At 63.6% G+C, this 25,455-nt stretch carries 24 protein-coding genes; 4 read left to right on the top strand and 20 right to left on the bottom strand.

Going from position 1 to position 25,455, the window contains the following annotated elements; translation table 11 throughout:
• Positions 1-65: 65 nt before the first annotated feature.
• The 6 genes from I6F35_RS17945 to I6F35_RS17970 form a co-directional block, all read right to left on the bottom strand.
• A complete protein-coding gene (locus tag I6F35_RS17945) occupies positions 66-338 on the bottom strand; it encodes a hypothetical protein (RefSeq protein WP_225119016.1) in 273 nt (90 codons plus the stop codon).
• Between the two features lie 110 nt (positions 339-448).
• A complete protein-coding gene (locus I6F35_RS17950) occupies positions 449-1,588 on the bottom strand; it encodes a hypothetical protein (protein ID WP_225119017.1) in 1,140 nt (379 codons plus the stop codon).
• Between the two features lie 223 nt (positions 1,589-1,811).
• Positions 1,812-2,324 carry an N-acetyltransferase gene (locus I6F35_RS17955; RefSeq protein ID WP_225119018.1) on the bottom strand — a complete coding sequence of 171 codons (513 nt, stop codon included), beginning with the start codon at positions 2,322-2,324 and terminating at the stop codon, positions 1,812-1,814.
• A 48-nt stretch (positions 2,325-2,372) separates the two neighbouring features.
• Positions 2,373-3,308, bottom strand: a complete 936-nt coding sequence (locus tag I6F35_RS17960) for a glycosyltransferase family 2 protein (RefSeq protein WP_225119049.1) — start codon at positions 3,306-3,308, stop codon at positions 2,373-2,375.
• A gap of 41 nt (positions 3,309-3,349) precedes the next feature.
• Entirely contained in the window at positions 3,350-4,495 is a 1,146-nt protein-coding gene (locus I6F35_RS17965; RefSeq protein WP_225119019.1) for a hypothetical protein, read from the bottom strand.
• 112 nt (positions 4,496-4,607) lie between these two features.
• Positions 4,608-5,084, bottom strand: coding sequence for an NUDIX domain-containing protein (locus I6F35_RS17970; RefSeq protein WP_225119050.1), 477 nt, complete (start codon positions 5,082-5,084; stop codon positions 4,608-4,610).
• A gap of 144 nt (positions 5,085-5,228) precedes the next feature.
• Here I6F35_RS17970 and I6F35_RS17975 point away from each other — a divergent pair, with 144 nt between their 5' ends.
• Positions 5,229-6,116 carry a metallophosphoesterase gene (locus I6F35_RS17975; protein WP_225119020.1) on the top strand — a complete coding sequence of 296 codons (888 nt, stop codon included), beginning with the start codon at positions 5,229-5,231 and terminating at the stop codon, positions 6,114-6,116.
• 5 nt (positions 6,117-6,121) lie between these two features.
• On the opposite strand, the gene I6F35_RS17980 is transcribed toward I6F35_RS17975, so the two are convergent.
• From I6F35_RS17980 to I6F35_RS17990, 3 genes are all read right to left on the bottom strand, one after another.
• Positions 6,122-6,679: a hypothetical protein gene (locus I6F35_RS17980; protein WP_225119021.1), complete on the bottom strand. Its 558-nt coding sequence runs from the start codon at positions 6,677-6,679 to the stop codon at positions 6,122-6,124.
• A gap of 199 nt (positions 6,680-6,878) precedes the next feature.
• Complete coding sequence (locus I6F35_RS17985; RefSeq protein WP_027581316.1) at positions 6,879-7,088, bottom strand: hypothetical protein; 210 nt, start codon at positions 7,086-7,088, stop codon at positions 6,879-6,881.
• A gap of 25 nt (positions 7,089-7,113) precedes the next feature.
• The gene (locus tag I6F35_RS17990; protein WP_225119022.1) at positions 7,114-8,751 is read right to left on the bottom strand and encodes an isocitrate lyase; all 1,638 of its coding nucleotides are present in this window, start codon (positions 8,749-8,751) and stop codon (positions 7,114-7,116) included.
• 206 nt (positions 8,752-8,957) lie between these two features.
• On the opposite strand from I6F35_RS17990, the gene I6F35_RS17995 reads away from it, so the two are divergent.
• The gene (locus I6F35_RS17995; protein WP_225119023.1) at positions 8,958-10,403 is read left to right on the top strand and encodes an XRE family transcriptional regulator; all 1,446 of its coding nucleotides are present in this window, start codon (positions 8,958-8,960) and stop codon (positions 10,401-10,403) included.
• A gap of 827 nt (positions 10,404-11,230) precedes the next feature.
• On the opposite strand, the gene I6F35_RS18000 is transcribed toward I6F35_RS17995, so the two are convergent.
• The 3 genes from I6F35_RS18000 to htpX form a co-directional block, all read right to left on the bottom strand.
• Positions 11,231-11,926, bottom strand: coding sequence for a hypothetical protein (locus I6F35_RS18000; RefSeq protein WP_225119024.1), 696 nt, complete (start codon positions 11,924-11,926; stop codon positions 11,231-11,233).
• Positions 11,927-12,075: 149 nt separating this feature from the next.
• Entirely contained in the window at positions 12,076-12,276 is a 201-nt protein-coding gene (locus I6F35_RS18005) for a DUF2905 domain-containing protein (protein ID WP_225119025.1), read from the bottom strand.
• 64 nt (positions 12,277-12,340) lie between these two features.
• On the bottom strand, positions 12,341-13,276 hold the full coding sequence (gene htpX, locus I6F35_RS18010) for a zinc metalloprotease HtpX (RefSeq protein ID WP_225119026.1): 936 nt from the start codon (positions 13,274-13,276) through the stop codon (positions 12,341-12,343).
• Positions 13,277-13,528: 252 nt separating this feature from the next.
• Between htpX and I6F35_RS18015 the strand changes: the two genes are divergently transcribed.
• Together I6F35_RS18015 and I6F35_RS18020 are read left to right on the top strand one after the other, a co-directional pair.
• Entirely contained in the window at positions 13,529-14,851 is a 1,323-nt protein-coding gene (locus I6F35_RS18015) for a lytic murein transglycosylase (RefSeq protein WP_225119027.1), read from the top strand.
• A gap of 324 nt (positions 14,852-15,175) precedes the next feature.
• The gene (locus tag I6F35_RS18020) at positions 15,176-16,279 is read left to right on the top strand and encodes an alkene reductase (protein WP_225119028.1); all 1,104 of its coding nucleotides are present in this window, start codon (positions 15,176-15,178) and stop codon (positions 16,277-16,279) included.
• 350 nt (positions 16,280-16,629) lie between these two features.
• Here I6F35_RS18020 and I6F35_RS18025 read toward each other — a convergent pair whose 3' ends face one another.
• The 8 genes from I6F35_RS18025 to I6F35_RS18060 form a co-directional block, all read right to left on the bottom strand.
• A complete protein-coding gene (locus tag I6F35_RS18025) occupies positions 16,630-18,372 on the bottom strand; it encodes an ABC transporter substrate-binding protein (protein ID WP_225119051.1) in 1,743 nt (580 codons plus the stop codon).
• A 127-nt stretch (positions 18,373-18,499) separates the two neighbouring features.
• Entirely contained in the window at positions 18,500-18,829 is a 330-nt protein-coding gene (locus tag I6F35_RS18030) for a DUF2160 domain-containing protein (RefSeq protein WP_225119029.1), read from the bottom strand.
• A gap of 67 nt (positions 18,830-18,896) precedes the next feature.
• Positions 18,897-19,703: a carbohydrate ABC transporter permease gene (locus I6F35_RS18035; RefSeq protein WP_225119030.1), complete on the bottom strand. Its 807-nt coding sequence runs from the start codon at positions 19,701-19,703 to the stop codon at positions 18,897-18,899.
• Positions 19,703-20,605 (bottom strand): sugar ABC transporter permease, encoded by a 903-nt coding sequence (locus I6F35_RS18040; RefSeq protein ID WP_225119031.1) that lies wholly within the window; start codon positions 20,603-20,605, stop codon positions 19,703-19,705. Before I6F35_RS18040 ends, I6F35_RS18035 begins: the two co-directional genes overlap by 1 nt.
• Positions 20,605-21,690, bottom strand: coding sequence for an ABC transporter ATP-binding protein (locus tag I6F35_RS18045; RefSeq protein ID WP_225119032.1), 1,086 nt, complete (start codon positions 21,688-21,690; stop codon positions 20,605-20,607). The genes I6F35_RS18040 and I6F35_RS18045 overlap by 1 nt, the downstream gene beginning before the upstream one ends.
• Positions 21,690-22,784 carry an ABC transporter ATP-binding protein gene (locus I6F35_RS18050; RefSeq protein ID WP_225119033.1) on the bottom strand — a complete coding sequence of 365 codons (1,095 nt, stop codon included), beginning with the start codon at positions 22,782-22,784 and terminating at the stop codon, positions 21,690-21,692. The genes I6F35_RS18045 and I6F35_RS18050 overlap by 1 nt, the downstream gene beginning before the upstream one ends.
• Positions 22,781-24,325: a glycerol-3-phosphate dehydrogenase gene (glpD, locus tag I6F35_RS18055; protein ID WP_225119034.1), complete on the bottom strand. Its 1,545-nt coding sequence runs from the start codon at positions 24,323-24,325 to the stop codon at positions 22,781-22,783. The genes I6F35_RS18050 and glpD overlap by 4 nt, the downstream gene beginning before the upstream one ends.
• 275 nt (positions 24,326-24,600) lie before the next feature.
• On the bottom strand, positions 24,601-25,431 hold the full coding sequence (locus I6F35_RS18060; RefSeq protein WP_225119035.1) for a DeoR/GlpR family DNA-binding transcription regulator: 831 nt from the start codon (positions 25,429-25,431) through the stop codon (positions 24,601-24,603).
• Between the last annotated feature and the right edge of the window lie 24 nt (positions 25,432-25,455).

A 25,455-nucleotide genomic window follows, 5' to 3' on the forward strand; every position in this document is an offset into this window, starting at 1 on the left:
CGGTTCTTTTCCCCTCTTCCGCCTTGCGGAAGAGGGGAAACAACGGATGCAATATGACTTGGTAATCAAAAGGCGCGGTGCCGGGCCGTGGTACTGACACCGAAACTGGCAAGCCTTGCGCTGTTCTCGCGCAAGGCAGCGATGAGGCGAATGACGTTAACTGGGATCAGCGCCCCGTGCAGGATCATGATTGGGATGAGATGAAGGGCGAAAGCATAGACGAGGAAAGCGAAATTGCTGCAGAGCGCTACCAGCCGCAGCGGAATCATGCCTTTCATGTAGAACGTCAGAAACACCAATGAACATGCAATATATCCGGCCAAATCCACCCAAGGCACGGTAGACCTCCGTCATTCCGATCGACCGGTCGTCTTGAAGACGGCCGAGATGTTTGCAGAGCTAGAATAGGAGATTGGCGCGCGCAGTCATCATCCGATCGGGTGACCGCTCACTGCTCGCCATCCTCGCGTCCGATGTGCAGGCTGCCGACGGCAGTGATCAGGCCGGCGAGTTCGACCTGCCGGCCGGTCGCGGTTTTCGCGAACACGCGCCGCAGATGCGTCTTGATCGTGTTCGGCGAAAGCTTCAACAACTGCGCGGTTTCGACGATGGTGTTGCCGGACGACGCCGCCAGCGCCACCCGCGCTTCCGCCTGCGTCAATCCGTATGCATCCATGATCTGGGTCAGCGGGATCGATCGCCGGTTGGCGGGATCGACGACGAAGAGAAGCACTGCGGGATCCTTCATGCCGGCGTCCGAGAGCCGACCGATGTCCTTGCTGCGGATCGAGGCGACGAGGATGGTCAGGAGTCGCCCGTCGACGCTGCGTGGCAGGCCCATGGTGCCGCCGGCCGCTCCCTGCAGCGCCGACCTGACCAGGTCGGTCAGGCGCTGCGAATGCGGCGGCGAGCAGGTAGCGATCGGCTGCCGGAGCCGCAAGAGGCCTTCCGCCTCGAGGCGCCGCGCGGCTGCGTTGGCGAATACCAGCCGCGCACGTCGATCCAGCACGATGACGCCGTCCGCAAGCCGTTCCAGGACGTCGAAAGCCGCGTTCTGCATAGCCAGATAGCCGTCAATCCTGAAGCCAAGCGTGACCGAGCGGCACAGATGCGGCGCCAACCATTCCAGGAACCGCTGCTCGTCGCGTTCGAACGCGCCCCGCCTTTCGCTCCGGCACAGGTTGAAGGCAGCGCGAAAATCCTCCTTCGCCGCCAGCGCCATCATGCCGTTATGGGCGATGGTCTGCGGCCGCAGCACTTCGTCGTAGAAGGGAGTGAGGCGCAAGGCCGGGAGATCAATGAGTTCATCCGACATGACCAGGCGCCCAACCGGCTGGCGTTCCATTCCCTCCGACCACGGATTGCGCATGTGCCGCTCCTGATAGACGCGGTTGCATTCTTCATCCAGGCGGCCGTTGAAATCGAAATAGATCTTCTGCGCAGTGAACGATTGCCCGAAGAGGATGCCACCCTGGCTGTGGGTCAGATCGGCGACGGCGGTGAGCACATCGCGCCAGAGGTCGTTCTCGGCCGCGGCATCGTAGATGAGATCGAGAACCTTCTCGGTCTGCTCAATTGAGATGTTCACCCGCTCCCCCTGCCCGCAGGGCCATTCGACCGATCATTCTGAGCAAGTACTGTGACAATAAATCGACTTGACGTTTGTCGCCTCACCCAGGTGGGTGATGACCGCACCGGCCTGAGATCACCAACGCCGTGGGCAGCAAGTCAGCGGCGGTCGCTCCACCTCCAGCCCCTGATTTGAGGCAGTGCTGATGGGGAAATCGGCCGAAAATTGAAGACCCGGGATTCTACCGCGCCTTGCTCCAATCGGGGCCGATCGGTCCGGAGACGTCGGCGAAGGCGCCTTCCACCAGTTCGGCTACCAGCAGGCGGTCGTAGTCGACCGGACCGGGCATGGTCGCCCTGCCCTTCGGGATCACCTTGAAGCCTACGCGACGATAGTAGGGCTCGTCGCCGACGAGAATGACGAGACGGTGCCCTTTGGCCTTGGCATCGGAAAGCGCGCGGTCGAGCAGCGCGCGGCCGACGCCGCGGCCGCGGAACGGCGGCTCCACCGTCAGCGGGCCCAGCATCAACGCTGGCGTATCGCCAATCATGACCGGCAATTGCCTGACCGAACCGACCAGGAGCGTGCCGATGCGCGCCGTAAAGGACAGGTCGAGCAAATGGTCGACATGCTCGCGCAGCCGATAGGCGCTGAGCACGAACCGGCCCGGCCCGAATGTGCGTTCGTGCAGGCGCTCGATCGCCTGAGCGTCGTTCGGCGTTTCCGGCAGGATGGTCAGGGACAAATCACTCATGGTGAAGCGCGGGATAGCACCTGGATCGGGCGCGGTCCATCGCCCGCGTCATTTCTTGTTGATGGCCGGCTGGGACAGGTAGGCAAGCAGTTTCATCTCGCGGCGACCACGCGTCACCGTATCAAGCACCACTCCCGACGAGACCGACAGCATCGCCACGATCATCAGGCCGGTCGACAGCACCGCGGTCGGCAGCCGCGGCACGACACCCTCCTCGATGAAGGTGATGACGATCGGGATCGCCAGCACGATCGAGATCAGCGCGAGAGCCACCCCGATGCTGGTGAAGAACCGCAGCGGCTTCTCCGAGCGATAGAGCCTCAGGATAGTTCCAAGAATCCGAAAGCCGTCGCGCCAGGTGTTGAGCTTGCTGACCGATCCCTCCGGCCGGGCATAATAGGGCGTCGCGATCTCGCCGACCGGCAGCGCCAATTCCAGCGCATGGACGCTGAGTTCGGTCTCGATCTCGAAGCCGTCCGACAGCACCGGAAAAGATTTGATGAAGCGGCGCGAGAACACCCGGTAACCGGACAGCATGTCGCGAAACGCGTGGCCGAACACGGCGGAGAGGAAGCCGGTCAACATCCGGTTGCCGGTGCGGTGGCCCCTTCTGTAGGCGGCCACGGATTGATCGATCCGGACGCCGACCACCATGTCGAGATGATCGTTCACCAGCGCTTCGATCATGCGCGGGGCGCTCGGCGCGTCGTAGGTCGCATCGCCATCGACCAGGACATAGATGTCCGCGTCGACGTCGGCGAACATTCGGCGCACCACATGTCCCTTGCCCTGCCGCCGCTCGCTGCGAACCTCTGCACCCGCGGCACGCGCGATCTCGGCGGTGCGGTCACGCGAGTTGTTGTCGTAGACGAAGATCTGCGCCTGCGGCAGTGCCTTGCGGAAATCTGCAACCACGGTGCCGATCGCCGCTTCCTCGTTGAAGCACGGCACAAGTACCGCGACGCGCAATGCGGAAGCCGTCATCGCCACCGTCGCCGACCGAGCCGTGACGTCCTCGCTCGCCATCAGGCACTCGCTTTTTGTGGCAAGCCAAACTCGTCCGCGAGCTTCGGCGCCCAATGATCCAAGGTGGCGAACAACAGCGTCCACAATGACTGCATGATGATCGGGATCACGTAATAGGGCGTGAAGACGGGATGGGTCATGAAGAAAATGAGATTGATGACGAGGTTGAGTGCGACCACGGCAACGACCTGTCTAGTCGCCACGTGCCCGCCGGACCGCCACAGCGCCGCTACCCAGGCGATCGCGATCAGCAGCAGCGGGAATTGTCCGTCCCGCATATACTGCAGCAGGACGGACGCGTCCAATTCCGGCGGTACCGCGTCGATACCCGCATAGGTGGTCGAGAACGGGCTTCCCGCATTGATCGCATTCGCGATCAATGTCGGTGCCATGCCGATCAGGAACGCGATGCCGAACGCGAGCCCCTGCCAGAACGTCCCCATATTCCGTGCGCGCAGGAAGGCGATGAGGAAGAACGCGGCATAACCCGCTGACAGAAACAGGTTTGGCAGACGCAAATTCACGGAGACGCCGATCAACAAGCCGACCATCGCGGCGAGCAGGATGCGATGCGCGCCGGCACTCGCAAACAGCCGCACGGTGAGAAATCCGGCCAGTGCGCAGACGACCATGGTCGGCGCCACCGAATAGCTTGCCTTGGACGGATTGATCATCATGTAGAGCGCCACGATGCCGAACACGCCGGCGAGCGCGACCGAGGAGCGCGTGGTAGCGCGCGCCAGTGCGAGCAGCCCAAAGCCGAAAATCGCGATCGACGCCGTGACATAGAGCGAGATCACCTGGAAGCCTGCCGGAAACAGCGCGAGCACGAAGCCGGTACCCGGCGGATATTGCAGCACGACCTTGTTCAGCGCCGCCGTGAAGGTATGGCACGGCCAACGCGCCGGATCACCCGGATCCGGGAAATGGATCTCCTGCAGCTTTCGCGGCATGTAACGGTCGTCATCCCTGGTGACATTCGTGTCCAGCCCGCTTGCACCGAACCGCTGGAACAGGTGCGCCTGGCGGAGATAGCAGATGTCATCATAGACGCCGCGGCTTTCGTTCCATTTCGAGATCGTCCAGATGTTGCTGACCAGGATCAGCAGCAACACGACGCCGAAGGCGGTTTTCAATTGTTTCATCCGGCCTCTGTCGCCGCGTTCGATACTTTGTCTTGGGCATGATCTTTTCGGAAAACCGGTATCCACTTTTCCGGATCATGCTCCGGGACGGGTCTTCTAGCACAAGCGGTCGCTAGCGCCATGTGGCGATCGGGGCCCCGCCGCCGACCACTTCGGCGATCCGCAGGCGGGTGCCGGGCGTGGTGTCCGCAGGGAGTGCCGCCGGATCGAAGAAGCCGGTGTCCACGATCTCGTGGTTCGGCTCCGGCGGGCGATCCTGGCGGTAGTGCCGGACGATGTAGACCGCGACATGGTCACGGCGGGAGACGTGGCGGTTGAGGAAGATGCCGTGCAGCACCGGGACGCCGGCAAGCTCGATGCGCCCCTCCTCCGCAAGCTCGCGCCGCAGCGCCTCCATCAGCGTCTCGCCGATCTCGACGCCGCCGCCGGGCAGGTACCAGCCGCTGACGTAGCTGTGCTTGACCAGGAACACCTTGTTCTCATCGTTGAGGACGACCGCGCGCACGCCGAGCGTCATGCCGCGGGCCAGCCGAAAATAGAGATGGAACACCCGCGTGAGCTGCAGCTCGTAGCGCCTGCGCAAATCCATCAGGATCGTCACGAAAACCTCGACTGGAACGACACGACGTTTGATCCTTGCGCACAAGCCGCCCGCTTGCCAATAGAATGCAGATCATCAGAGAATGACCATGCCGCGGCTGTATATCACGGATAGGCCAACAGGGACGGAATGATGGCGGCGTTTCGGTTGGCGCATCTGTCCGATCCGCATTTGCCGCCGCTGCCGGTGGCGCGGCTGCGCGACCTCGCCGGCAAGCGCGCCTTCGGCTATCTGAACTGGACCCGCAACCGTCACAAATACCATCGCCGCGAGGTGCTGGACGCGCTGGTGGCGGATCTGCACGGGCAACACCCGGATCACATTGCGATTACCGGCGATCTGGTCAACCTGGCGCTGGAGACGGAGTTCAAGCCGGCGCATGCCTGGCTCGAGAGCGTCGGCCCGCCGGACCGCGTGACCGTCGTTCCCGGCAATCACGACGCCTATGTGCGGGCGACGCGGCATCGATTCGCCACGACTTTCGCCGACTATCTCCGCGGCGATGACGCAGATGGCGCCGCATCGTTTCCGTTCCTGCGCCGGCGCGGACCGGTGGCCCTGATCGGCACATCCTCCGCGGTGCCGACGCCGCCGTTGATGGCGACCGGCTGGCTCGGCCAGGCGCAGCTCGCCGCGCTCGAGCGGATGCTGGCGGAGCTGTCGACCGAGGGCGCATTCCGTGTGCTCCTGGTCCATCATCCCCTGCATTCGGATGCACGCGTCAAGCGGTTGACGGATTCGCACAAGCTGCTCGATCTCATCAGGCGATATGGCGTGGAGCTGATCCTGCACGGCCATGATCACATCCACTCCACGATGTGGTTCGACGGGCCCAACGGCAAGATCCCGGCGATCGGCGTGCCCTCGGCTTCGGCGCTGCCGCGCCATCACTATCCGGCGGCGGCGTATAATCTGTTTTCGATCGAGCGCGACGGCAATGCCTGGCGTTGCGAGCAAGTCGTACGCGGGATCGACGACGACCTGCGCGTCGGGCGTTTGAGCGACACGCGCCTGATGTGACGCCGCTAGAAATCCTGCAGGCTCGCAAACAATGCGAGGGCGAACAGCGCGAGCGCGCCGAGGATGAAGCCGAGCAGGAACATCCCGAACCCGCGACGCCGCCGCGGCTTCTCAACAGGGACCGGCTCCGCCGCCTTCGGCGTCGCCACCATCGCATGCTCGCGCTCGATCATGCGGCGGGCGACATAGTCGGTGACGGCATCCACGATGACCGGCACGTCGTGCGATTCGGCGAGCACGATGCGGCCGAAGCGGGTATCCTGCACGAAGCGGTAGATCCGCTTGTCGCGCCCCATCAAGACATGGGCGACGACATCGATCCACAGCCTGGGCGTCTCGCCCTGGCTGATGCCGCGGTCGAACAGGTCGACCTTTTCCGGCACCTGCGCGAACAAGGGATCGAGCGCCTCGTTCAGGATCTCCAGCCGCGCCACCTCGGCGTCTCGGAGTTCGACGACGACGCCGGTGCGGTCCGCGGCCTCGATCCGGGCCTTCCGCAGAGCTTCGCGCAGCGTCGGCCGCATATCGCTCGCGGCATTGCCGGTATTCTGGGCGTCCGACATCCCTTGCGGCCTCGTCCTGACGGGTTGTTCGCGCATTAACCTATCAGTAACCGTTACTTCCGCAAAGGCCGTTGGTTCCCAAGCGCTTATGGCGGCGGTTATCCCCAAGGAGCGTCCCGAAATCAGACAGCCCCACCCGGAAATCCGGATGGGGCCGTCCGTCCTTGGACGTCTTCTTCAACACGGACCGTTGGCAGACTCAGGCCGGGACGCGAGAGGGCTCTTCCACGATGGAGAAGCGCACGCCCGCCTTGTGGCGGTTCTCTTCCGACACTTCGCGCCAGCAGTCCTCCGCTTCCTTGCGGGTCTTGAACGGACCTTTGACCTGGGCCGAGCCTTCGACGAGCTTGTGGAAGTTCATCGAACCGAACTCACCGCCGATCACCCAGAAATTGCTGCCTTTGGTCATGATAGCCTCCTGATCGATTCCACGGTTAGCCGAACTGGTTCATCGTGTTGTGGACGCCGCCCGCCTTCAGAGCGGCTTCACCGGCGAAATATTCCTTGTGATCGTCGCCGATATCGGAGCCCGCCATGTTCTGATGCTTGACGCAGGCGATACCCTGACGGATCTCCTGGCGCTGAACATTCTTCACATAGCCCAGCATGCCCTGCTCGCCGAAATACTCCTTCGCCAGATTGTCAGTCGACAGAGCTGCCGTGTGATAGGTCGGCAACGTGATCAGATGATGGAAGATACCCGCACGCTTGGCTGAATCGGCCTGGAAGGTGCGGATGCGCTCGTCGGCTTCGATTGCCAGCGGCGTGTTGTCGTATTCCGCTTTCATCAGCTCGGCACGGTTGTACTTGCTGACGTCCTTGCCGGCTTCCTTCATCGCGTCGTAGACCTGCCAACGGAAGTTGAGCGTCCAGTTGAAGGACGGCGAGTTGTTGTAGGCCAGCTTCGCGTTCGGAACCACCTTGCGGATCCGATCGACCATCTTGGCGATCTGCTCGATATGCGGCTTCTCGGTCTCGATCCACAGCAGGTCGGCACCGTTCTGCAACGAGGTGATGCAGTCCAGCACGCAGCGGTCTTCGCCGGTGCCAGGGCGGAACTGATAGAGATTGCTGGGCAGCCGCTTCGGACGCATCATCTTGCCGTTCTGGTTGATGATGACATCGCCGTTCCGAGCGTTGGCGGCCGTCACTTCCTCGCAATCCAGGAAGCTGTTGTACTGGTCGCCGATGTCGCCAGGCTTGTGGCTCACGGCGATCTGCTGCGTGAGGCCGGCGCCGAGCGAGTCGGTGCGGGTCACGATGATGCCGTCTTCGACGCCGAGCTCGAGGAAGGCGTGACGGCAGGCGCGGATCTTCGCCAGGAACACCTCGTGCGGCACGGTGACCTTGCCGTCCTGGTGGCCGCACTGCTTCTCGTCCGAGACCTGGTTTTCGATCTGCAGGGCGCAAGCGCCCGCTTCGATCATCTTCTTGGCGAGCAGATAGGTCGCTTCCGCGTTGCCGAAGCCGGCATCGATGTCGGCGATGACGGGCACGACGTGGGTCTGGAAGTTGTCGATCTTCTCGATCAGCGCCTTTTCCTTCGCCTTGTCGCTTTCCTTGCGGGCGGCGTCGAGCGCGCGGAAGATATCGTTCAGCTCGCGCGAGTCCGCCTGACGCAGGAAGGTGTAGAGCTCCTCGATCAGGGCCGGCACCGAGGTCTTCTCGTGCATCGACTGGTCCGGCAGCGGTCCGAACTCGGAGCGGAGCGCGGCGATCATCCAGCCGGACAGGTACAGGTAACGGCGATCGGTCGTGCCGAAATGCTTCTTGACCGAAATCAGCTTCTGCTGGGCGATGAAGCCGTGCCAGCAACCCAGCGACTGGGTGTACTTGGTGGGGTCGCCGTCATAGGCGGCCATGTCGGCCCGCATCAGCGCCGCGGTGTAGCGAGCGATGTCGAGGCCGGTCTTGAAGCGGTTCTGCAACCGCATGCGCGCCACGGCTTCGGCGGTCACACCGTTCCACGTGTCCTTGGTCTTGAGGAGCGCTTCGGCGGCTTCAATCTCGCTCAGATAGGAAGCCGGTCCCTGGATAGCCCGGTCGCTGATCCCACGTGGCTGGTAGTTCATGTGCATGATCCTCTCAGTGACGACAACCTTGAGGGTCGCCAATCGACATTCGTGACAGTGCATTGCGAAATGCGTGTCAGAGCTAAACGCCAACCACCGGAAATAGTACAGATACCTTGCATTCGAATGGTGATGTCATGTAACATCGGTTCTTGTGTGAAATGTCATTTTGTAAATTTTGTAAATAATAGGTCAGGAAGGCTGCCATGCCTGCCGATACCGGAAAGAAGCTGTTCGTTGGCCCTCGATTCCGCCGGATCCGGCAGCAATTGGGGCTGTCGCAGACCCAGATCGCCGAGGGGCTCGGCATTTCCCCGAGCTACATCAACCTGATCGAGCGCAACCAGCGCCCGGTCACGGCGCAGATCCTGCTCCGGCTCGCCGAAACCTACGATCTCGACCTGCGCGATCTCGCCACCGCCGACGAGGACCGCTTCTTCGCGGAACTCAACGAGATCTTTTCCGATCCGCTGTTCCGCCAGATCGACGTTCCCAAGCAGGAACTGCGCGACCTCGCCGAGCTCTGTCCCGGCGTGACGCACGCGCTGCAGCGGCTCTACGCCGCCTACACCGAGGCGCGCCGCGGCGAGACCCTGGTCGCCGCGCAGATGGCCGACCGCAACGAGGGTGCCCGCTTCGAGGCCAATCCGATCGAGCGTGTGCGCGACCTGATCGAGGCCAACCGCAACTATTTCCCCGAGCTCGAGACCGCGGCCGAGACCCTGCGCGACGAATTGAACGTCGCTGCCGACGGGCTGTTTGCGGCGCTCTCCGCGCGGCTCCGCGAAAAACATTCGATCGTGACCCGGATCATGCCTGTCGACGTGATGCGGGAGACGCTGCGGCGCTTCGACCGCCATCGCCGCCAGCTCCTGATTTCCGAGCTGGTCGACACGCCGAGCCGCACCTTCCAGCTCGCGCTGCAGATCGCCCTCGCCGAATGCAGCGCAAGCATCGACGCCATCGTCGGCCGCGGCGGTCCGCTCGACGACGCGGCGCGACGGCTCTACCGCATCACGCTCGCGAACTATTTCGCGGCTGCGGTGATGATGCCCTACCAGCCCTTCCTCGCCGCCGCCGAGGCGCTGAGTTATGACGTGCATGTGCTGGCGCAGCGCTTCAACGCCGGCTTCGAGCAGATCTGCCATCGCCTGACCACGCTGCAGCGGCCGAACGCGCGCGGCGTGCCGTTCTTCATGCTGCGGGTCGACAATGCCGGCAACGTGTCCAAGCGTTTTTCCTCCGGCACGTTCCCGTTCTCGAAATTCGGCGGTACCTGCCCGCTCTGGAACGTGCATTCGACCTTCGATACGCCGGACCGCCTGCTCAAGCAGGTGATCGAACTGCCCGACGGCACGCGCTATTTCTCGATCGCGCAGATGGTGCGCCGACCGATCGCGCCGCATCCGCTGCCGCAGCCGCGCTTCGCGATCAGCCTTGGCTGTGAGATCCGCCACGCCTCGCGCCTCATCTACGCGGCCGGCATCGACCTCGAGAAGGAAGAGGGCACCCCGATCGGCGTCAACTGCCGCCTCTGCGAACGCGAGAACTGCGCCCAGCGCGCCGAGCCGCCGATCACGCGCACGCTGATCCTGGATGAGAATACGCGGCGGGTGTCGTCGTTCGCGTTCTCGAATGCGCGGGAATTGTGAAGCGACGGAGCCGTCATTGCGGGAGAACCTGGATTCAAAATGTCAAACAACGTTCCGCCGTCATCGTCCGGCTTGACCGGGCGATCCAGTATTCCAGAGGCGGTCGTGCTTATGCCGAGAGGCCGCCGGGTACTGGATGCCCCGCCGGAGCCTGTCATCGGGCGGCGCGTACGCGCCGACCCGGTGGCGGGGCATGACGGTGGAATGGATGTAAGTTCGCGTTCTCGCGGCGCATGGCGTCCGAGCTTTGCATCTCGTTTCACGCTCTCATCGAAGTGAGGGCGCAGGGAAAGCCGGGTGCCGGTTGCACCCGTGGGCCCCGTGCAACAAAAAGCACGGGGGTAGGGCCACAGGTCAACCGGAGCAACTCCGGCTTTCCCTGCGCGATGGTTTACGGCTTACTTCGTGCTCTTCTCGGTGACCGGGCTTTCTTGCCACCGTCACCCGCGGCAGCTCTTGCTGCTCGCGAGCTTAGCGCCAGCGTCGGGGCGCCAGAACCACACGACTTCGCCGTCCACGGATAGCTGCGTTCGTCGTTCGCAACACCCGCGTCCACCGCATCTCACCGCAACGTTCGTGACGATCGCGAGCCGCCCCTCATTCGGGTGAGACGCGCGGAGTCATAATGCTGATTTGCCCGACGACGGAAGCGGAATATTTTTCGCGCGAGGGATGGACACGTTTCTACTGATTTGCCCGTCGGGTTGATATGTCGCACCTAAAGTAGCCAAATCGTCATTGCGAGCGGAGCGAAGCAATCCATAGCGCCGCAAGTGGAGGCGTGGATTGCTTCGCTTCGCTCGCAATGACGGAGAAAACGTTGCGTATCACCCGGCCGGCTCATCCGGATCGAGCGCGGCCTGGAAGCGGGCTGCTGCATCGCCGCCTTCGCCGGCGGGACCGAAGACTGCGGCCGCGGTGATGTCCTTGGCCAGATGAGTGCATTCAAGCCAGATCAGATTGAGCATCAAGGGCGGCAGTTCGCGCGCCTGCTGCATATTCCTGCAGCGCGCCTCCGCGCCTTCCATGCCCCACCACTGCTGGGCGACCGTCACGACCTTGCGGAAGCTGCGCAAGGTGCCTGACGCCTTGGCGCGATCGACCCTGGCGAGCAGCGCGCAATGGTTCAGCCAGTTCAGCCCGGCGATGATGGCGATTGCGACGTCGTCGACCGCGCGTCCCGTGAAGTCGATAACCGTGTCCTCGTGCGGTTGCTGGCGCAGGAAGCCATCGATCATCTCGGCCTGCCGCGAAGGCTCCGTCAGCAGAGCGGAGTCGCGCCCCGGGATCATGGTCAGATAGCGCATGCCTTCCAGGCGCGTGTGGCGCCAGATTTCGCGCGGGGTGCCACTGACATCATTCGGCTTGCGCTTGCAGGCGGGATAAACGAAATCGCCGCGATCGGCCTTTTCGAGATATGTCGCGACGATCTTGTCCAGCCCCTGCAACAAGGTATCCGCCCCGGCCCTGGCATCCAGAACCTCCTCCGACGGCACCTCTCTGCCCCAACCGAACAAGGCCATTGCTTGTTTCCGGCGTGATTCCTCATTGGCGAGTGTAGCACCGGCGCGGCCGATTGCACTGCGCCAATCCGCCGTATTTTTCAGCAGGGAGCGGACCGCCGACGGCGGGATTCCGGCGGAACCCCCGCTCCGTTCCCGGCGAAAACACGTTAGCGGTTGGCGAGCCAGAGGACCACGCTCAGCACGATGCTGAGCAATAGCGATGTCATCACCGGGAAGTAGAAGGAATAGCTCGATCCCTCGACATGGATGTCGCCGGGCAGCCGACCGAGCCCGAGCTTGCCGATCATCGGCCAGAGCAGCCCGGCAGGGAGGAGGATCAGTCCGAGGATGATCAGCGTGCGCTGCATCCGGCACCCTGGCTCCTTGCACGAGGCGGGTTACGTTCGCCAACCCGCCCTACAGATCCACCGCTCAACCCCACGGTCCGCGCGAGGTGGACGTGCGGCCCCATGGGCTGCGTGAGGGATAACGCTGTCCGGCGGGCGCGCTCGTGCCACCACCGCCGAGTTCGGCGGCGAGCTGCTGCAGCGCCGCGATGCGGTTCTCGGTCGAGGGGTGAGTGGCGAAGAGATTGTCGACGCCACGGCCCGACAGCGGATTGATGATGAACATGTGGGCGGTCGCGGGATTGCGCTCGGCCTCCCAGTTCGGCACCTGGTGCGCGGCATTCTCGATCTTCATCAGCGCGGAGGCGAGCCACATCGGCTGGCCGGCGATGCGCGCGCCGAGATTGTCGGCGGCATATTCCCGGGTGCGGCTGATCGCCATCTGCACCAGCATGGCGCCAAGCGGCGCCAGGATCATCAGCGCGATCGAGCCGATGATGCCCGGGCCGCTGTTGTTCTCGCGATTGCCGCCGAAGAACATGCCGAACTGCGCCAGCATCGAGATCGCGCCGGCGATCGTGGCGGTGATCGTCATCAACAGCGTGTCGTGGTTCTTGATATGCGCGAGCTCGTGTGCGATCACGCCGGCGAGCTCCTCGCGGCTGAGCTGCTGCACGATGCCGGCGGTGACGGCGACCGCGGCGTTCTGCGGATTGCGGCCGGTGGCGAACGCGTTGGGCTGCGCCTCGTCCATCAGGAACACGCGCGGCATCGGCAGGCCTGCGCGGCCCGCAAGCTCGGCGACAAGGCCGACGAGCTCGGGCGCGGTGCTCGCATCGACCTCATGGGCGCCGTACATGCTGAGCACCATGCGGTCCGAGTTCCAGTACGTGAACAGATTCATTGCGGCCGCGATCACCAGCGCGATCATCGCGCCACTGGCGCCGCCAATGAGATAGCCGACACCCATGAACAGGGCAGTGAGGCCGGCAAGAAGAAGAGCTGTCTTGAAATAGTTCATCGTCTTTCCCCTGCGTCGTTGCGGAAAAACCACTGTTGCAGGCGCGACTTAGGTAAGGATTTGCCCGTCCGTACCGCAAGAGGCGGAAGGTGCGTCCGGGCGACGCGGCCGAAATGTGCTGGCTCGCTCCCCACGTCGTCCCGGCGAAGGCCGGGGACGCCAGGGAGGGATAGCCCGAGCGTGAAGCTTCACGTAGAGTCGCGGCTCTCTCAACAGGATTCTCAGCCCCCTTCCTCCTGCCGGCGAGTTCTGATGTTCAAGACCCGATTTGCGATCGCGGCCGCCATGATGATTGCGGCGTATTCATCTGCGGCCCCGGCGCAGCCATTGGTGCCGGCACCGACACGTCAGATACCGTCGGCTGCGCGGCCGGCGACTATGCCCTCGCCGCGCGCGGCGGCTTGCCATAACGGCGCGAGCTTCGAGCGCTTCCTTGCCGATCTGAAGCAGCGCGCAGTGTCCGAAGGCGTGTCGCAGCAGGCGATCGCGGAAGCCTCGCCCTACCTCGTCTACAACCAGGGCATCGTCAACCGCGACCGCGGGCAGCGCGTGTTCGGGCAGCTCTTCACCGAGTTCGCAGGCCGAATGGCTGCGCCCTATCGGATGCAGCAGGGACAGCAGCGCATCAAGACCTATGCGGCAGCGTTTGCGCGCGCCGAGAAGGAATACGGCGTGCCGCCGGCTGTCATTGCGGCGTTCTGGGGACTGGAGAGCGACTTCGGCGCCAACATGGGCAATCTGCCGACGCTGCCCTCGCTGGTGTCGCTGGCCTATGATTGCCGGCGTTCGGAGATGTTCCAGAACGAGACCATCGCCGCCTTGAAGATCATCGACCGCGGCGATCTTTCGGCCGAGGACATGGTCGGCTCCTGGGCGGGCGAACTCGGACAGACGCAATTCCTGCCGACGCACTATTTCAACTATGCCGTCGACTATGACGGTGACGGCCATCGCAACCTCTTGCGCAGCGGGCCCGACGTGATCGGCTCGACCGCGAACTACATCGCCAACGGATTGAAGTGGCGGCGCGGCGAGCCGTGGCTGCAGGAAGTGCGCGTGACCGCTTCCAACTTTCCGTGGGACCAGGCCGACCTCACGACAAAACTGCCACGATCGAAATGGGCGCAACTCGGCGTGACCTATCCTGATGGACGGCCACTGGCGAATGACGACATGCCGGCGTCGCTGCTGTTGCCGATGGGGCGGCTGGGGCCGGCGTTCCTGGCCTATGCGAATTTCGCCGCCTACACCGAATGGAATAATTCGCTGATCTATTCGACCACCGCCGGTTATCTCGCCACCCGCATCGCAGGCAGCCCGCCGATGCTGCGGCCGTCAGGACCGGTGGCGCAACTGCCGTTCAACGAGATCAAGGAATTGCAGCAGCACCTGGTGCGCGCGGGCTTCAATGTCGGCAAGGTCGACGGCGTGCTCGGACAGGCGAGCCGCACCGCGGTGAAGGCGATGCAGATCAAATATGGACTGCCGGCGGATTCCTGGCCGACGGCGGAATTGCTGGCGCGGATGCGCGGGCGCGCCCAGCCGACCGAAGCCGCCATGCCGGCGCCGCGCTAGGAAATGACGGCGTCGTGACAGCCTTCCATGGGAGGCCGTTCATGCTGCGCCAATCCGGAATTTAGAACAAATCTTACCGTGCCGGCGAATGTGTCGCGTTTGACCTCTTTCAAATGCCGGACGGCCGCGCGGCTAGAGCATTTTCGGTTCTGATTGAATCAGAACCGAGCTCTAGATCCTTGTTTTGACGCGTTTTCTTCACGCGAACCGGTATCCACTTCGCTCGAAAACGCTCTGGTCTGCACAGGCTGAATGGCTGGGGCATTGCGCCCATCGCCGCGATGCACAAATGTTGGGTATCGTTCATTTCTGGAAACCCATCCCATGAGCCAATCGTCTAAATTGTTTGAGCCCTTCAAGCTTGGCCCGCTGACGCTGCCCAACCGGGCGGTGATGGCGCCGTTGACGCGTAACCGCGCGGTGCCGTCGAGCTTCGTTCCGGGCCCGCTTGCGGTCGACTATTATGCGCAGCGCGCCTCCGCCGGTCTGCTCATCACCGAAGCGAGCCAGATCTCGCAGCAGGGCCAGGGTTACCAGGACACGCCCGGCATCTACTCCAAGGAACAGGTTGCGGGATGGCGCAAGGTCACCGACGCCGTGCATGGGCGCGGCGGGCGCATCTTCATCCAGCTCTGGCATGTCGGCCGCATCTCCCACACGCTGCTGCAGCCGAACGGCGGCGCGCCGGTTGCGCCTTCCGCGATCCGCGCCAAGACCAAGACCTTCGTGGGCGGCAGCTTCGCCGATGTCTCCGAACCGCGGGCGCTCGAACTTGCCGAAATTCCCGGGATCATCGATGACTACCGGCGCGCCGCGGCGAACGCGCTTCTGGCCGGATTCGACGGCGTCGAGATCCACGGCGCCAACGGCTATCTGCTCGATCAGTTCGCCAGGGACGGCGCCAACAAGCGCACCGACGCCTATGGCGGCGGAATCGAGAATCGCGCGCGGCTGATGCTGGAAGTCTCCAAGGCCGTGACCGCCGAAGTCGGCGCCGAGCGCACCGGCATCCGCATCTCGCCGGTGACGCCGGCCAATGACCTCTCCGACTCCAACCCGCAGCCGCTGTTCGATTACATCGTGGATGGGCTCAATGCGCTGAAGCTGGCCTACATCCATGTCGTCGAAGGCGCAACCGGCGGGCCGCGCGACGTCGCGCCGTTCGACTACGCCTCGCTGCGCAAGCGCTTCAAGCAGGCCTATGTCGCCAACAATGGCTACGACTTCGCGCTGGCGAACAAGGTGCTGGAAGCCGGCGCCGCCGACCTGATCGCATTCGGCAAGCCGTTCATCTCCAATCCCGACCTGGTCGAGCGCCTGAAGAAGGGCGCAGCCCTGAACGAATGGGACAAGGCAACATTCTACGGCGGCGGCGCCAAGGGATACACGGACTATCCGACGCTGGAGGCGGCGGAAGCGGCGCAGTAATCGCACACTCCGTCATTGCGAGGAGCGATAGCGACGAAGCAATCCATGCTTCCGCGCGTTCGGATAGATGGATTGCTTCGCTTCGCTCGCAATGACGGAGGAAGGGACGACGTCTCTCTCGTGCTGTCATTCCGGGCTCGCGCTGCGCGCGCCCCGGAATGACGAAAGGCCGGGATCGCTCCCGGCCTTTTGTCTTTCTCCGTCATGCCCCGCGCAGGCGGGGCATCCAGTAATCACCGGCATCAGCGATCATGCCGAAGCGCCGCGGCGTACTGGATCGTCCGCCGGAGCCTGTCATCGGGCGGCGCTTTTGCGCCGACCCGGTGGCGGACGATGACAGTGAGCAAACGTCACTTCGCTTCCGCACGCTTCGGCGGGGTGGCGGGCCACGACTTGATCAGGGTGTCGTAGTCGACCGTCTCGCCCTTGGGCTTCTCGTTGGCGAGCTTGCGCTGGGGCGCGACGGTGCCCTCCTTCTCGGCCTTGGCGAACCAGTATTCCGGCTTCTCCTTCTTGTTCAGCTTCGGGCCGCAGGCGCCCTGCACGCCCGATTTCTCCAGCCGTTCCATCACCGAATCCTGCGCCGCGGCGAGCGCGTCCATCGCCTGCTGCGGCGTCTTCGCGCCCGACGACGCATCGCCGATGTTCTGCCACCAGAGCTGGGCGAGCTTCGGATAGTCAGGCACGTTGTTGCCGGTCGGGGTCCACTGCACGCGCGCGGGCGAGCGGTAGAACTCGATCAGGCCGCCGAGCTTCGGCGCGCGCTCGGTGAACGACTTGTCCCAGATGTCGGACTCGCGGACGAAGGTGAGTCCGACATGGCTCTTCTTCAGGCTCACCGTCTTGGAGACGATGAACTGCAGATAGAGCCAGGCAGCCTTGCGACGGTCCGGCGGCGTCGACTTCAGAAGTGTCGCTGAACCCGCGTCCTGGTAGCCGAGCTTCATGCCCTCCTTCCAGTACGAGCCATGCGGCGACGGGGCCATGCGCCATTTCGGCGTGCCATCGGCGTTCATGACGGGAATGCCGGGCTTCACCATGTCGGCGGTGAAGGCGGTGTACCAGAAGATCTGCTGGGCGATGTTGCCCTGCGCCGGCACCGGGCCCGACTCCGAGAAGGTCATGCCCTGCGCCTGCGGCGGAGCATACTTCTTCAGCCAGTCGAGATATTTGACGATCGAATAGACGGCGGCCGGACCGTTGGTGTCGCCGCCGCGCTCGACCGAGGAGCCGACCGGGCGGCAGCCTTCCATGCGGATGCCCCATTCGTCGACCGGCTTGCCGTTCGGGATGCCGCGGTCGCCGTTGCCGGCCATCGACAGCCAGGCGTCGGTGAAGCGCCAGCCGAGCGAGGGGTCCTTCTTGCCATAGTCCATATGGCCGTAGACCTTGACGCCGTTGATTTCCTTGACGTCGTTGGTGAAGAACTCGGCGATGTCCTCATAGGCCGACCAGTTCACGGGCACGCCGAGCTCGTAGCCGTACTTGGCCTTGAACCTGGCCTTGTAGTCGGGGTTGGTGAACCAGTCGTAGCGGAACCAGTAGACGTTGGCGAATTGCTGGTCGGGCAATTGATAGAGCTTGCCGTCGGGCGCAGTCGTGAACGACTTGCCGATGAAGTCGTTGACGTCGAGATAGGGATCGGTGACGTCCTTGCCCTCCCCGGCCATGTAGTCCGACAGCGCGATGGTCTGGCCGTAGCGGAAATGCGTGCCGATCAGGTCAGAATCGTTGATCCAGCCGTCATAGACGTTCTTTCCGGACTGCATCTGCGTCTGCAGCTTCTCGACGACGTCGCCTTCCTGGATGGTGTCGTGCTTGAGCTTGATGCCGGTGATCTCGCTGAACGCCTTGGCGAGCGTCCTGGCTTCGTATTCATGCGTCGTGATGGTTTCCGACACGATGTTGATTTCCATGCCCTTGAAGGGCTCGGCCGCCTTCGCGAACCATTGCAGCTCCTTCATCTGCTCGTCCTTCGACAGGGTCGAAGGCTGGAATTCGGTGTCGATCCAGCGCTGGTTGACGGCGTCGTCGGCGCGCGCCGGCACGCTGACACTGGCGGCGGCCGCGACGAGCGCGGCGGCGCTGGTCATCGTAAGCAGACGGCCCCCGATCGCGGGAAGATTTGTTCTTCTCAAATGTCGCATGGCGATTCCTCCTGATATAGCGACAAAACAATTCAGGCCCGGGTTGATCCCGGATCTGCTCTTCTTCACTTCCTCAGACGGTGCGAAAAATCACAACGGCCGTGGCAAGCGAAATCAGTGTGGCGAGCCACAGGCTCGAAACCTCGACGCCCTCCTCTCCGATGGGCAGCGTGTAAATCGGATCGGTGCCGACGACGCCGATCCAGACGAGATGGATGACGGCGGCGAGCACCAGCGAGATGAACAGCCGATCGCCGCGCGTGGTCGGAATCCTGAGCACGCCGACGCGCTCGGCTTCGGGATAGGCGACCGCGAGCCAGGTCATGACCAAAAGCGTCATGCCGAGCAGCACAAAGAAGATCGCCGTCGGCAGCGTCCACGCCATCCATGCGATGCTCTCCATGAGTCACTCCTTGCGCATGATCTGTTCCGAACACCGGTTCCCACCTTTCGGGATCATGCGCTCCTCCTCAGACCCGACCCAGCGCGAAGCCGCGCGCGATATAGTTGCGGACGAACCAGATCACGAGCGCGCCGGGGATGATGGTGAGCACGCCGGCGGCCGCGAGCAGGCCCCAATCCATGCCGGCGGCGGAGACCGTGCGCGTCATCACCGCCGAGATCGGCTTGGCATCCACCGAGGTGAGCGTGCGCGCCAGCAGCAGCTCGACCCAGGAGAACATGAAGCAGAAGAACGCCGCCACCCCGATGCCGCTCGCGATCAAGGGCACCAGGATCTTGACGAAAAAACGCGGAAAGGAATAGCCGTCGAGGAACGCGGTCTCGTCGATCTCGCGCGGCACGCTGGAGACGAAGCCTTCGAGGATCCAGACCGCGAGCGGAACGTTGAAGATGCAGTGCGCCAGCGCCACCGCCCACGGCGTATCGAACAGGCCGATCGCGGAATAGAGATTGAAGAACGGCAGCGCAAACACCGCCGCCGGCGCCATGCGGTTCGACAGCAGCCAGAAGAACAGGTGCTTGTCGCCGAGGAAGCGGTAGCGCGAAAATGCGTAGGCCGCAGGCAAGGCCACCGATATCGAGATCACGGTGTTGATGACGACGTATTTCAGCGAGTTGATGTAGCCGGAATACCAGCTCTCGTCGGTGAAGATGCGCATGTAGTTCTCGATCGTCGGCTGGTGCGGCCACAGCGTCATGGTCGAGACGATCTCGCTGTTGGTCTTGAAGCTCATGTTGACGAGCCAGTAGATCGGCAGCAGCAGGAAGATCAGGAACAGCGAGATGATGAGGCGGCGGCCGGGAATCGTGCCCATCACACAGCTCCCTCTTTTTGCGGGCGCTCGGCGCCGGCATTGGTCATGACAGTGTAGAACACCCAGCAGACGATCAGGATGATGAGGTTGTAGACCAGCGACAGCGCGGCGGCCTTGCCGAGATCGAACTGGCCGAGCGCGATCTTGACGAGCTCGATCGAGATGAAGGTCGTGGAATTGCCGGGACCACCACCGGTGACGACGAACGGCTCGGTGTAGATCATGAAACTGTCCATGAACCGCAGCAGCACCGCGATCAGCAGCACGCGGTTCATCTTCGGCAATTGGATCGCGCGGAACACCGCCCAGCGCGAGGCGCCGTCGATCTGGGCGGCCTGATAATAGGCATCCGGAATCGATTTCAGGCCGGCGTAGCAGAGCAGCGCCACCAGGCTGGTCCAGTGCCAGACGTCCATCACGATCACGGTCGCCCAGGCGTCGAGCTCGTTGGAGACATAGTTGTAGTGCAGGCCGAGGTGGTTGAGCGTGTAGCCGAGCAGGCCGATATCGGGACGGCCGAAGATCTGCCAGATGGTGCCGACCACGTTCCACGGGATCAATAGCGGCAGCGCCAGGATCACGAGGCAGACCGCGACCGTCCAGCCCTCGCGCGGCATCGATAGCGCGACAACGATGCCGAGCGGGATCTCGATCGCAAGGATGATCGCGGAGAAGATCAGGTTTCGCCAGAGCGAGGCGAAGAACCGCTCGCCGAGGTCGGTCGACGGATCGAGCAATTCCTTGAACCAGCCGACGCCGTTCCAGAAGAACTGGTTGTTGCCGAAGGTGTCCTGCATCGAATAGTTCACGACCGTCATCAGCGGCAGCACCGCCGAGAACGCCACCACCAGGAACACCGGCAGCACCAGGAACCAGGCTTTCTGATTGACGACCTTGTCCATCAGGCGACCCCCTCGACCAGGCGGCTGTCGGCATAGACGTGCACATGCGCGGGATCGAACACCAGCCCGGCCATGTTGTCGGGCACCGAAAATCCCGGCGGCACGCGCGCGGCGAATTTGGAATCGCCAACGCGGACGCGCGCAAAGCGGATACGTCCGAGATCGTCGATGCGCTCGATCGTCGCCGACAGGAGGCCGGAAGCGGGCGGCGCGATGTCGACGAATTCCGGCCGCACCCCGATCTCGATCTTCGCGCCGGAGGGCAGCACGCCGTAATTGCGATGCAGGCCGATGATGTGGCCATCGATCCGCGCCTCGCGCCCATCGACGTGCGCCGGCACGATGTTCATGCCGGGCGAGCCGATGAAATAACCGACGAAGGTGTGCGCCGGCTTGTCAAATAGTTCAGCCGGCGTGCCGCTCTGCACCACGCGGCCGTCATGCATGACGACGACGGTGTCGGCGAAGGTCAGCGCCTCCGTCTGATCGTGGGTGACATAGATCATCGTCAGGTCAAGTTCGCGATGCAGGGCCTTCAATTTCGAACGGAGCTGCCATTTCAGTTCGGGATCGATGACGGTCAGCGGCTCGTCGAACAGGATCGCGGCGACGTCGGATCGCACCAGGCCGCGGCCGAGCGAGATCTTCTGCTTGGCGTCGGCGGTGAGCCGCGTCGCCTTGCGGTTGAGGTAGGGCGCAAGATCGAGCAGTTCGGCGATCCGCTTCACGCGCGCGACGATCTCGGCTTTCGGCACACCGCGATTCTTCAGCGGGAAGGCCAGGTTCTCGCCCACGGTCATGGTGTCGTAGATCACGGGAAACTGGAACACCTGCGCGATATTGCGCTTCTGCGTCGAGAGCGGCGTGATGTCGCTGCCGTTGAACAGGATCTTGCCGCGCGACGGCGTCACGATCCCCGAGATGAGATTGAGCAGCGTGGTCTTGCCGCAGCCGGAGGGGCCGAGCAGCGCATAGGCGCCGCCCTGCCGCCAGGTCATCGTCACCGGCTTCAGCGCGAAGGAATCCGGCGGCGCATCATTGCCGCTATAGGAGTGCGCGAGATCGACGAGGTCAATGCGGGCCATCAGGGCATCTCCCTCACTGCCTGCCCAGGGGCCGCGACAAGGCGGTCGGCCAGGTCGAACACGAAGACATTATCGGGATCCAGCGCGGCGTTGAGCACCCGCCCCGGTTCATACTCATGCACGCCGTGCAGCACCGCGACCCAATTGGCGGAATCGCGCTGCAGGTGGACGAAGCTTTCCGACCCGGTAATCTCGGTCACGGTAACGGTGGCCCTGAAAGTGTGACGGCCGGCAACGTGACTTCCGACTTCGAGCTGATGTGCGCGGAAGCCGACGCGATAGGCGCCATTGGCAAGGGCTGCATAGAGGCCGGTCGCCGGCGCCCGCATGCCGCCGGAATAGTGCACGAGGTCGCCCTTCTTTTCGACATTGACGATGTTGAGCGGCGGATCGGAATAGACCTGGGCGACGCGCAGCGTCTCGGGCTGGCGATACACCCTCGAGCTGGCGCCGGCCTGCAACACGCGGCCCTGCCACATGCAGATGGTGTCGCCGCCGAGCAGCAGCGCTTCCAAGGGTTCTGTGGTCGCATAGACGAAGATCGCGCCGGAGGCCTCGAAGATGCGCGGCAGTTCAGCGCGCAGTTCCTCGCGCAGCTTGTAGTCGAGATTGGCGAGCGGTTCGTCGAGCAGCACGAGATCGGCGCCCTTGACCAGCGCGCGCGCAATCGCGGTGCGCTGCTGCTGCCCGCCGGACAACTGCAGCGGCGTACGCTTCAGGAATGGTTCAAGCCGCAGCAGCCTGGCCGCGTCAGCCACGCGCTTGTCGATCTCCTCGCGCGGGCGTCCCTGCACGCGCAACGGCGAGGCGATGTTCTCATAGACCGAGAGCGAGGGATAGTTGATGAACTGCTGATAGACCATCGCGACCGAACGCTGGCGCACGTCGATGCCGGTGACATCCTTACCGTCAACCAGCACGCGGCCGGTGGTCGGCCTGTCCAGACCGGCGAGCAGGCGCATGATCGAGGTCTTGCCTGATAGCGTCGGCCCAAGCAGCACGCTGAGCGTGCCGCGCTCGAGCGTGAGCGAGACATCGTGAATGGCCGGAATGCCATCTACGGTGCGCGTGACGTGGTCGAGCGTGACGCTCATGGCCGTCCTCCCGCTTCGCGTAGCGGACGTTCAGGGGACAGGCGATGAGCGGCGATCCATTCGTCGAGCGCCGATATCTCGGCCGCCGACATTCTCAAACCCAGTTTGGAGCGGCGCCAGACGATATCTTCGGCGGTCAACGCCCATTCGTTCGCCATCAGGTACCGGACTTCGCTTTCCGTCAAGGTGGCGCCGAACGACTTTCCGAGATCGCCGATTGATTTCGCATTGCCGAGTACTTTTGTCGCACGCGTGCCGTAGGCATGCGCGAGCCGGCTCGCATACGGCTGCGACAGGAACGGATAATCGCGCACGAGTTCCGCAGCGAGCGCGTCGAGCGCGGAGACATCCATGTCACCGCCGGGCAGCGGCGACTTGCCGGTCCAGCCCTTACGCGCTTTTGCGCTGCGCAAGTAGGGCGCAAGACGCTCCAGCGCCTCCTCCGCCAATCGCCGATAGGTCGTGATCTTGCCGCCATAGATCGAGAGCAGCGGCACGCCGCCGGGCGTATCGAGTTCGAACACATAGTCGCGCGTGGCGGCCTTCGCCTCGCTCGCACCGTCATCATAGAGCGGGCGGACGCCGGAATAGGTCCAGACCACATCCTCCGGCTTGACCGGCCGGGCCAGGTATTCGCTGACAGAGGCGCAGAGATAGCTGATCTCCTCCTCCGTCGCCTTCACCTTGGCGGGGTCGCCGTCATAGTCGCGGTCTGTGGTGCCGATCAGCGAAAAGTCGTTTTGATATGGAATCACGAAGACGATGCGCCCGTCCGCGTTCTGGAAGATGTAAGCGCGGTCGTGGTCGTAGAGCTTCTTCACGATGATATGCGAGCCCTGTACCAGTCGCACTTTTGCGCGGGCGTTGACGCCGGCGCCCGACGCCAGCACCTCCTCGACCCAGGGACCACCGGCATTGATCAGCGCACGCGCCCTCACCGTCCGGCGCGCGCCGCTGCCGCGGTCCTCGACCGTGACGCTCCAGAGACCGTCGGCCTGCCTGATCTCGACGGCGCGACTGCGCGTGCAGATCTCCGCGCCGCGATCGGCGGCGTCGCGCGCGGTCAGCACGACCAGCCGCGCGTCGTCGACGAAGCAATCGGAATATTCAAAGCCTTTGACGTAGCGATTCTTGATCAGGGGCTTGCCGACCTCGTCGCGAGAGAGATCCACGGACCGGGTCGGCGGCAGCAGATGCCGCCCACCGATATGGTCGTAAAGAAACAGGCCAAGCCGCAGCAGCCACGCCGGGCGCAGGCCGGCGTGGTGCGGCAAGACGAAACGGAGCGGGCGGATGATATGGGGCGCGATCTGCCACAGGATCTCGCGTTCGATCAGGGCTTCGCGGACCAGGCGGAACTCGTAATACTCGAGATAGCGCAGCCCGCCATGCACGAGCTTGGTCGACCAGGACGATGTCCCGCTCGCCAAATCATTCATTTCGCAGAGGAAAACAGAGTTCCCCCGGCCGGCCGCATCGCGCGCGATGCCGCAGCCGTTGATGCCGCCCCCAATGATTGCGAGGTCGAAAATCCGATCCAACAGACGCTTCCCCGGCCGCTTACGTTCGCTTTCGGCGATTTCGCTTTCGAATTTGATTAGATCACAACGAAAAGCGAAAGCAAACCGAAAATCAGGAACCAGGGATACGACCTGGTGAGGGGGCGGTGATTGGCTGGTTCGACAGCAGGGCCTCATCCTTCGAGACGCGCGTTCCGCGCTCCTCAGAGGGGCAGGCGGCCGCGTGTACGTATCCATCTCCTCACCCTGAGGAGCCTGCGCAGCGGGCGTCTCGAAGGGCGAGGCCACTGGCGGCGCTACACGCTCCGCAGCGTCACCGGTGCGGGTTCTGGCGTCGTATCGTCGATATCGGCCGCCGGCTTGTCCATCGCGACGACGACCTCGATGCCGCGGGTGTGGCAGATGTTGGCGAGGCCGGCCGGCAACGCGGTGTCGGTAATGAACGTCTGGATCTGGCCGATATGGGCGATGCGGACCGGGGCGCTGCGGCGGAGCTTTGTCGAGTCCGCCACCAGCATCACGTTGCGGGCGTTGGCGATGATGGCCTGGGCGACCTGGACTTCGCGATAGTCGAAGTCGAGCAGCGCGCCCTCCTCGTCGATCGCGGACGCGCCGATGATCGCATAGTCGACCTTGAACTGGCCGATCAGTTGCGTCGCGGTCGAGCCGACCACGGCGCCGTCGGCGCGACGCACGGTGCCGCCCGCAACAACCACCTCGATGCGCGGATGGCGGTAGAGCAGCATCGCGACGTTGAGGTTGTTGGTGATGACGAGCATATCCTCATGCGAGGTCAGCGCGCTCGCGACCTCCTCGGTCGTGGTGCCGATGTTGATGAAGAGCGAGCTGCCGTTCGGAATAAGCGCCGCAGCCGCCGCCCCGATCGCCTTCTTCTCTTCTGCAGCGACGAAGCGCCGCGCCTCATAGGCAAGATTTTCCACGCCGGAGGCAATGATCGCGCCGCCATGGATGCGCGTCAGCGAACGCCTGTCGCAGAGATCGTTGAGATCCTTGCGGATGGTCTGCGCGGAAACCTCGAAGCGCTTGGCCAGATCCTCCACCACCACGCGGCCGAAGGCGCGGGCAAGGTTAAGGATCTCGGTCTGGCGATGGGTCAATACGGGCACGGCGCACCTTGGACGTAGGATGCC

Origin of the sequence: Bradyrhizobium sp. BRP22, from assembly GCF_020194175.1 — a bacterium.
GTDB lineage: Bacteria > Pseudomonadota > Alphaproteobacteria > Rhizobiales > Xanthobacteraceae > Bradyrhizobium.

Excerpts from the sequence above, each read along its gene's own strand:
- I6F35_RS17970 (WP_225119050.1), bottom strand. The coding sequence starts at position 5,084 with ATGGATTTGCGCAGGCGCTACGAGCTGCAGCTCACGCGGGTGTTCCAT.
- I6F35_RS18045 (WP_225119032.1), bottom strand. The coding sequence starts at position 21,690 with ATGGCCCGCATTGACCTCGTCGATCTCGCGCACTCCTATAGCGGCAAT.
- I6F35_RS17980 (WP_225119021.1), bottom strand. The coding sequence starts at position 6,679 with ATGTCGGACGCCCAGAATACCGGCAATGCCGCGAGCGATATGCGGCCG.
- I6F35_RS18040 (WP_225119031.1), bottom strand. The coding sequence starts at position 20,605 with ATGGACAAGGTCGTCAATCAGAAAGCCTGGTTCCTGGTGCTGCCGGTG.
- I6F35_RS18015 (WP_225119027.1), top strand. The coding sequence starts at position 13,529 with ATGTTCAAGACCCGATTTGCGATCGCGGCCGCCATGATGATTGCGGCG.
- htpX (WP_225119026.1), bottom strand. The coding sequence starts at position 13,276 with ATGAACTATTTCAAGACAGCTCTTCTTCTTGCCGGCCTCACTGCCCTG.
- I6F35_RS17955 (WP_225119018.1), bottom strand. The coding sequence starts at position 2,324 with ATGAGTGATTTGTCCCTGACCATCCTGCCGGAAACGCCGAACGACGCT.
- I6F35_RS18035 (WP_225119030.1), bottom strand. The coding sequence starts at position 19,703 with ATGGGCACGATTCCCGGCCGCCGCCTCATCATCTCGCTGTTCCTGATC.
- I6F35_RS18020 (WP_225119028.1), top strand. The coding sequence starts at position 15,176 with ATGAGCCAATCGTCTAAATTGTTTGAGCCCTTCAAGCTTGGCCCGCTG.
- I6F35_RS18005 (WP_225119025.1), bottom strand. The coding sequence starts at position 12,276 with ATGCAGCGCACGCTGATCATCCTCGGACTGATCCTCCTCCCTGCCGGG.
- I6F35_RS18000 (WP_225119024.1), bottom strand. The coding sequence starts at position 11,926 with ATGGCCTTGTTCGGTTGGGGCAGAGAGGTGCCGTCGGAGGAGGTTCTG.
- I6F35_RS18030 (WP_225119029.1), bottom strand. The coding sequence starts at position 18,829 with ATGGAGAGCATCGCATGGATGGCGTGGACGCTGCCGACGGCGATCTTC.
- I6F35_RS17990 (WP_225119022.1), bottom strand. The coding sequence starts at position 8,751 with ATGAACTACCAGCCACGTGGGATCAGCGACCGGGCTATCCAGGGACCG.
- I6F35_RS17985 (WP_027581316.1), bottom strand. The coding sequence starts at position 7,088 with ATGACCAAAGGCAGCAATTTCTGGGTGATCGGCGGTGAGTTCGGTTCG.
- I6F35_RS17965 (WP_225119019.1), bottom strand. The coding sequence starts at position 4,495 with ATGAAACAATTGAAAACCGCCTTCGGCGTCGTGTTGCTGCTGATCCTG.
- I6F35_RS17995 (WP_225119023.1), top strand. The coding sequence starts at position 8,958 with ATGCCTGCCGATACCGGAAAGAAGCTGTTCGTTGGCCCTCGATTCCGC.
- I6F35_RS17975 (WP_225119020.1), top strand. The coding sequence starts at position 5,229 with ATGGCGGCGTTTCGGTTGGCGCATCTGTCCGATCCGCATTTGCCGCCG.
- I6F35_RS17960 (WP_225119049.1), bottom strand. The coding sequence starts at position 3,308 with ATGACGGCTTCCGCATTGCGCGTCGCGGTACTTGTGCCGTGCTTCAAC.
- I6F35_RS18050 (WP_225119033.1), bottom strand. The coding sequence starts at position 22,784 with ATGAGCGTCACGCTCGACCACGTCACGCGCACCGTAGATGGCATTCCG.
- I6F35_RS18025 (WP_225119051.1), bottom strand. The coding sequence starts at position 18,372 with ATGACCAGCGCCGCCGCGCTCGTCGCGGCCGCCGCCAGTGTCAGCGTG.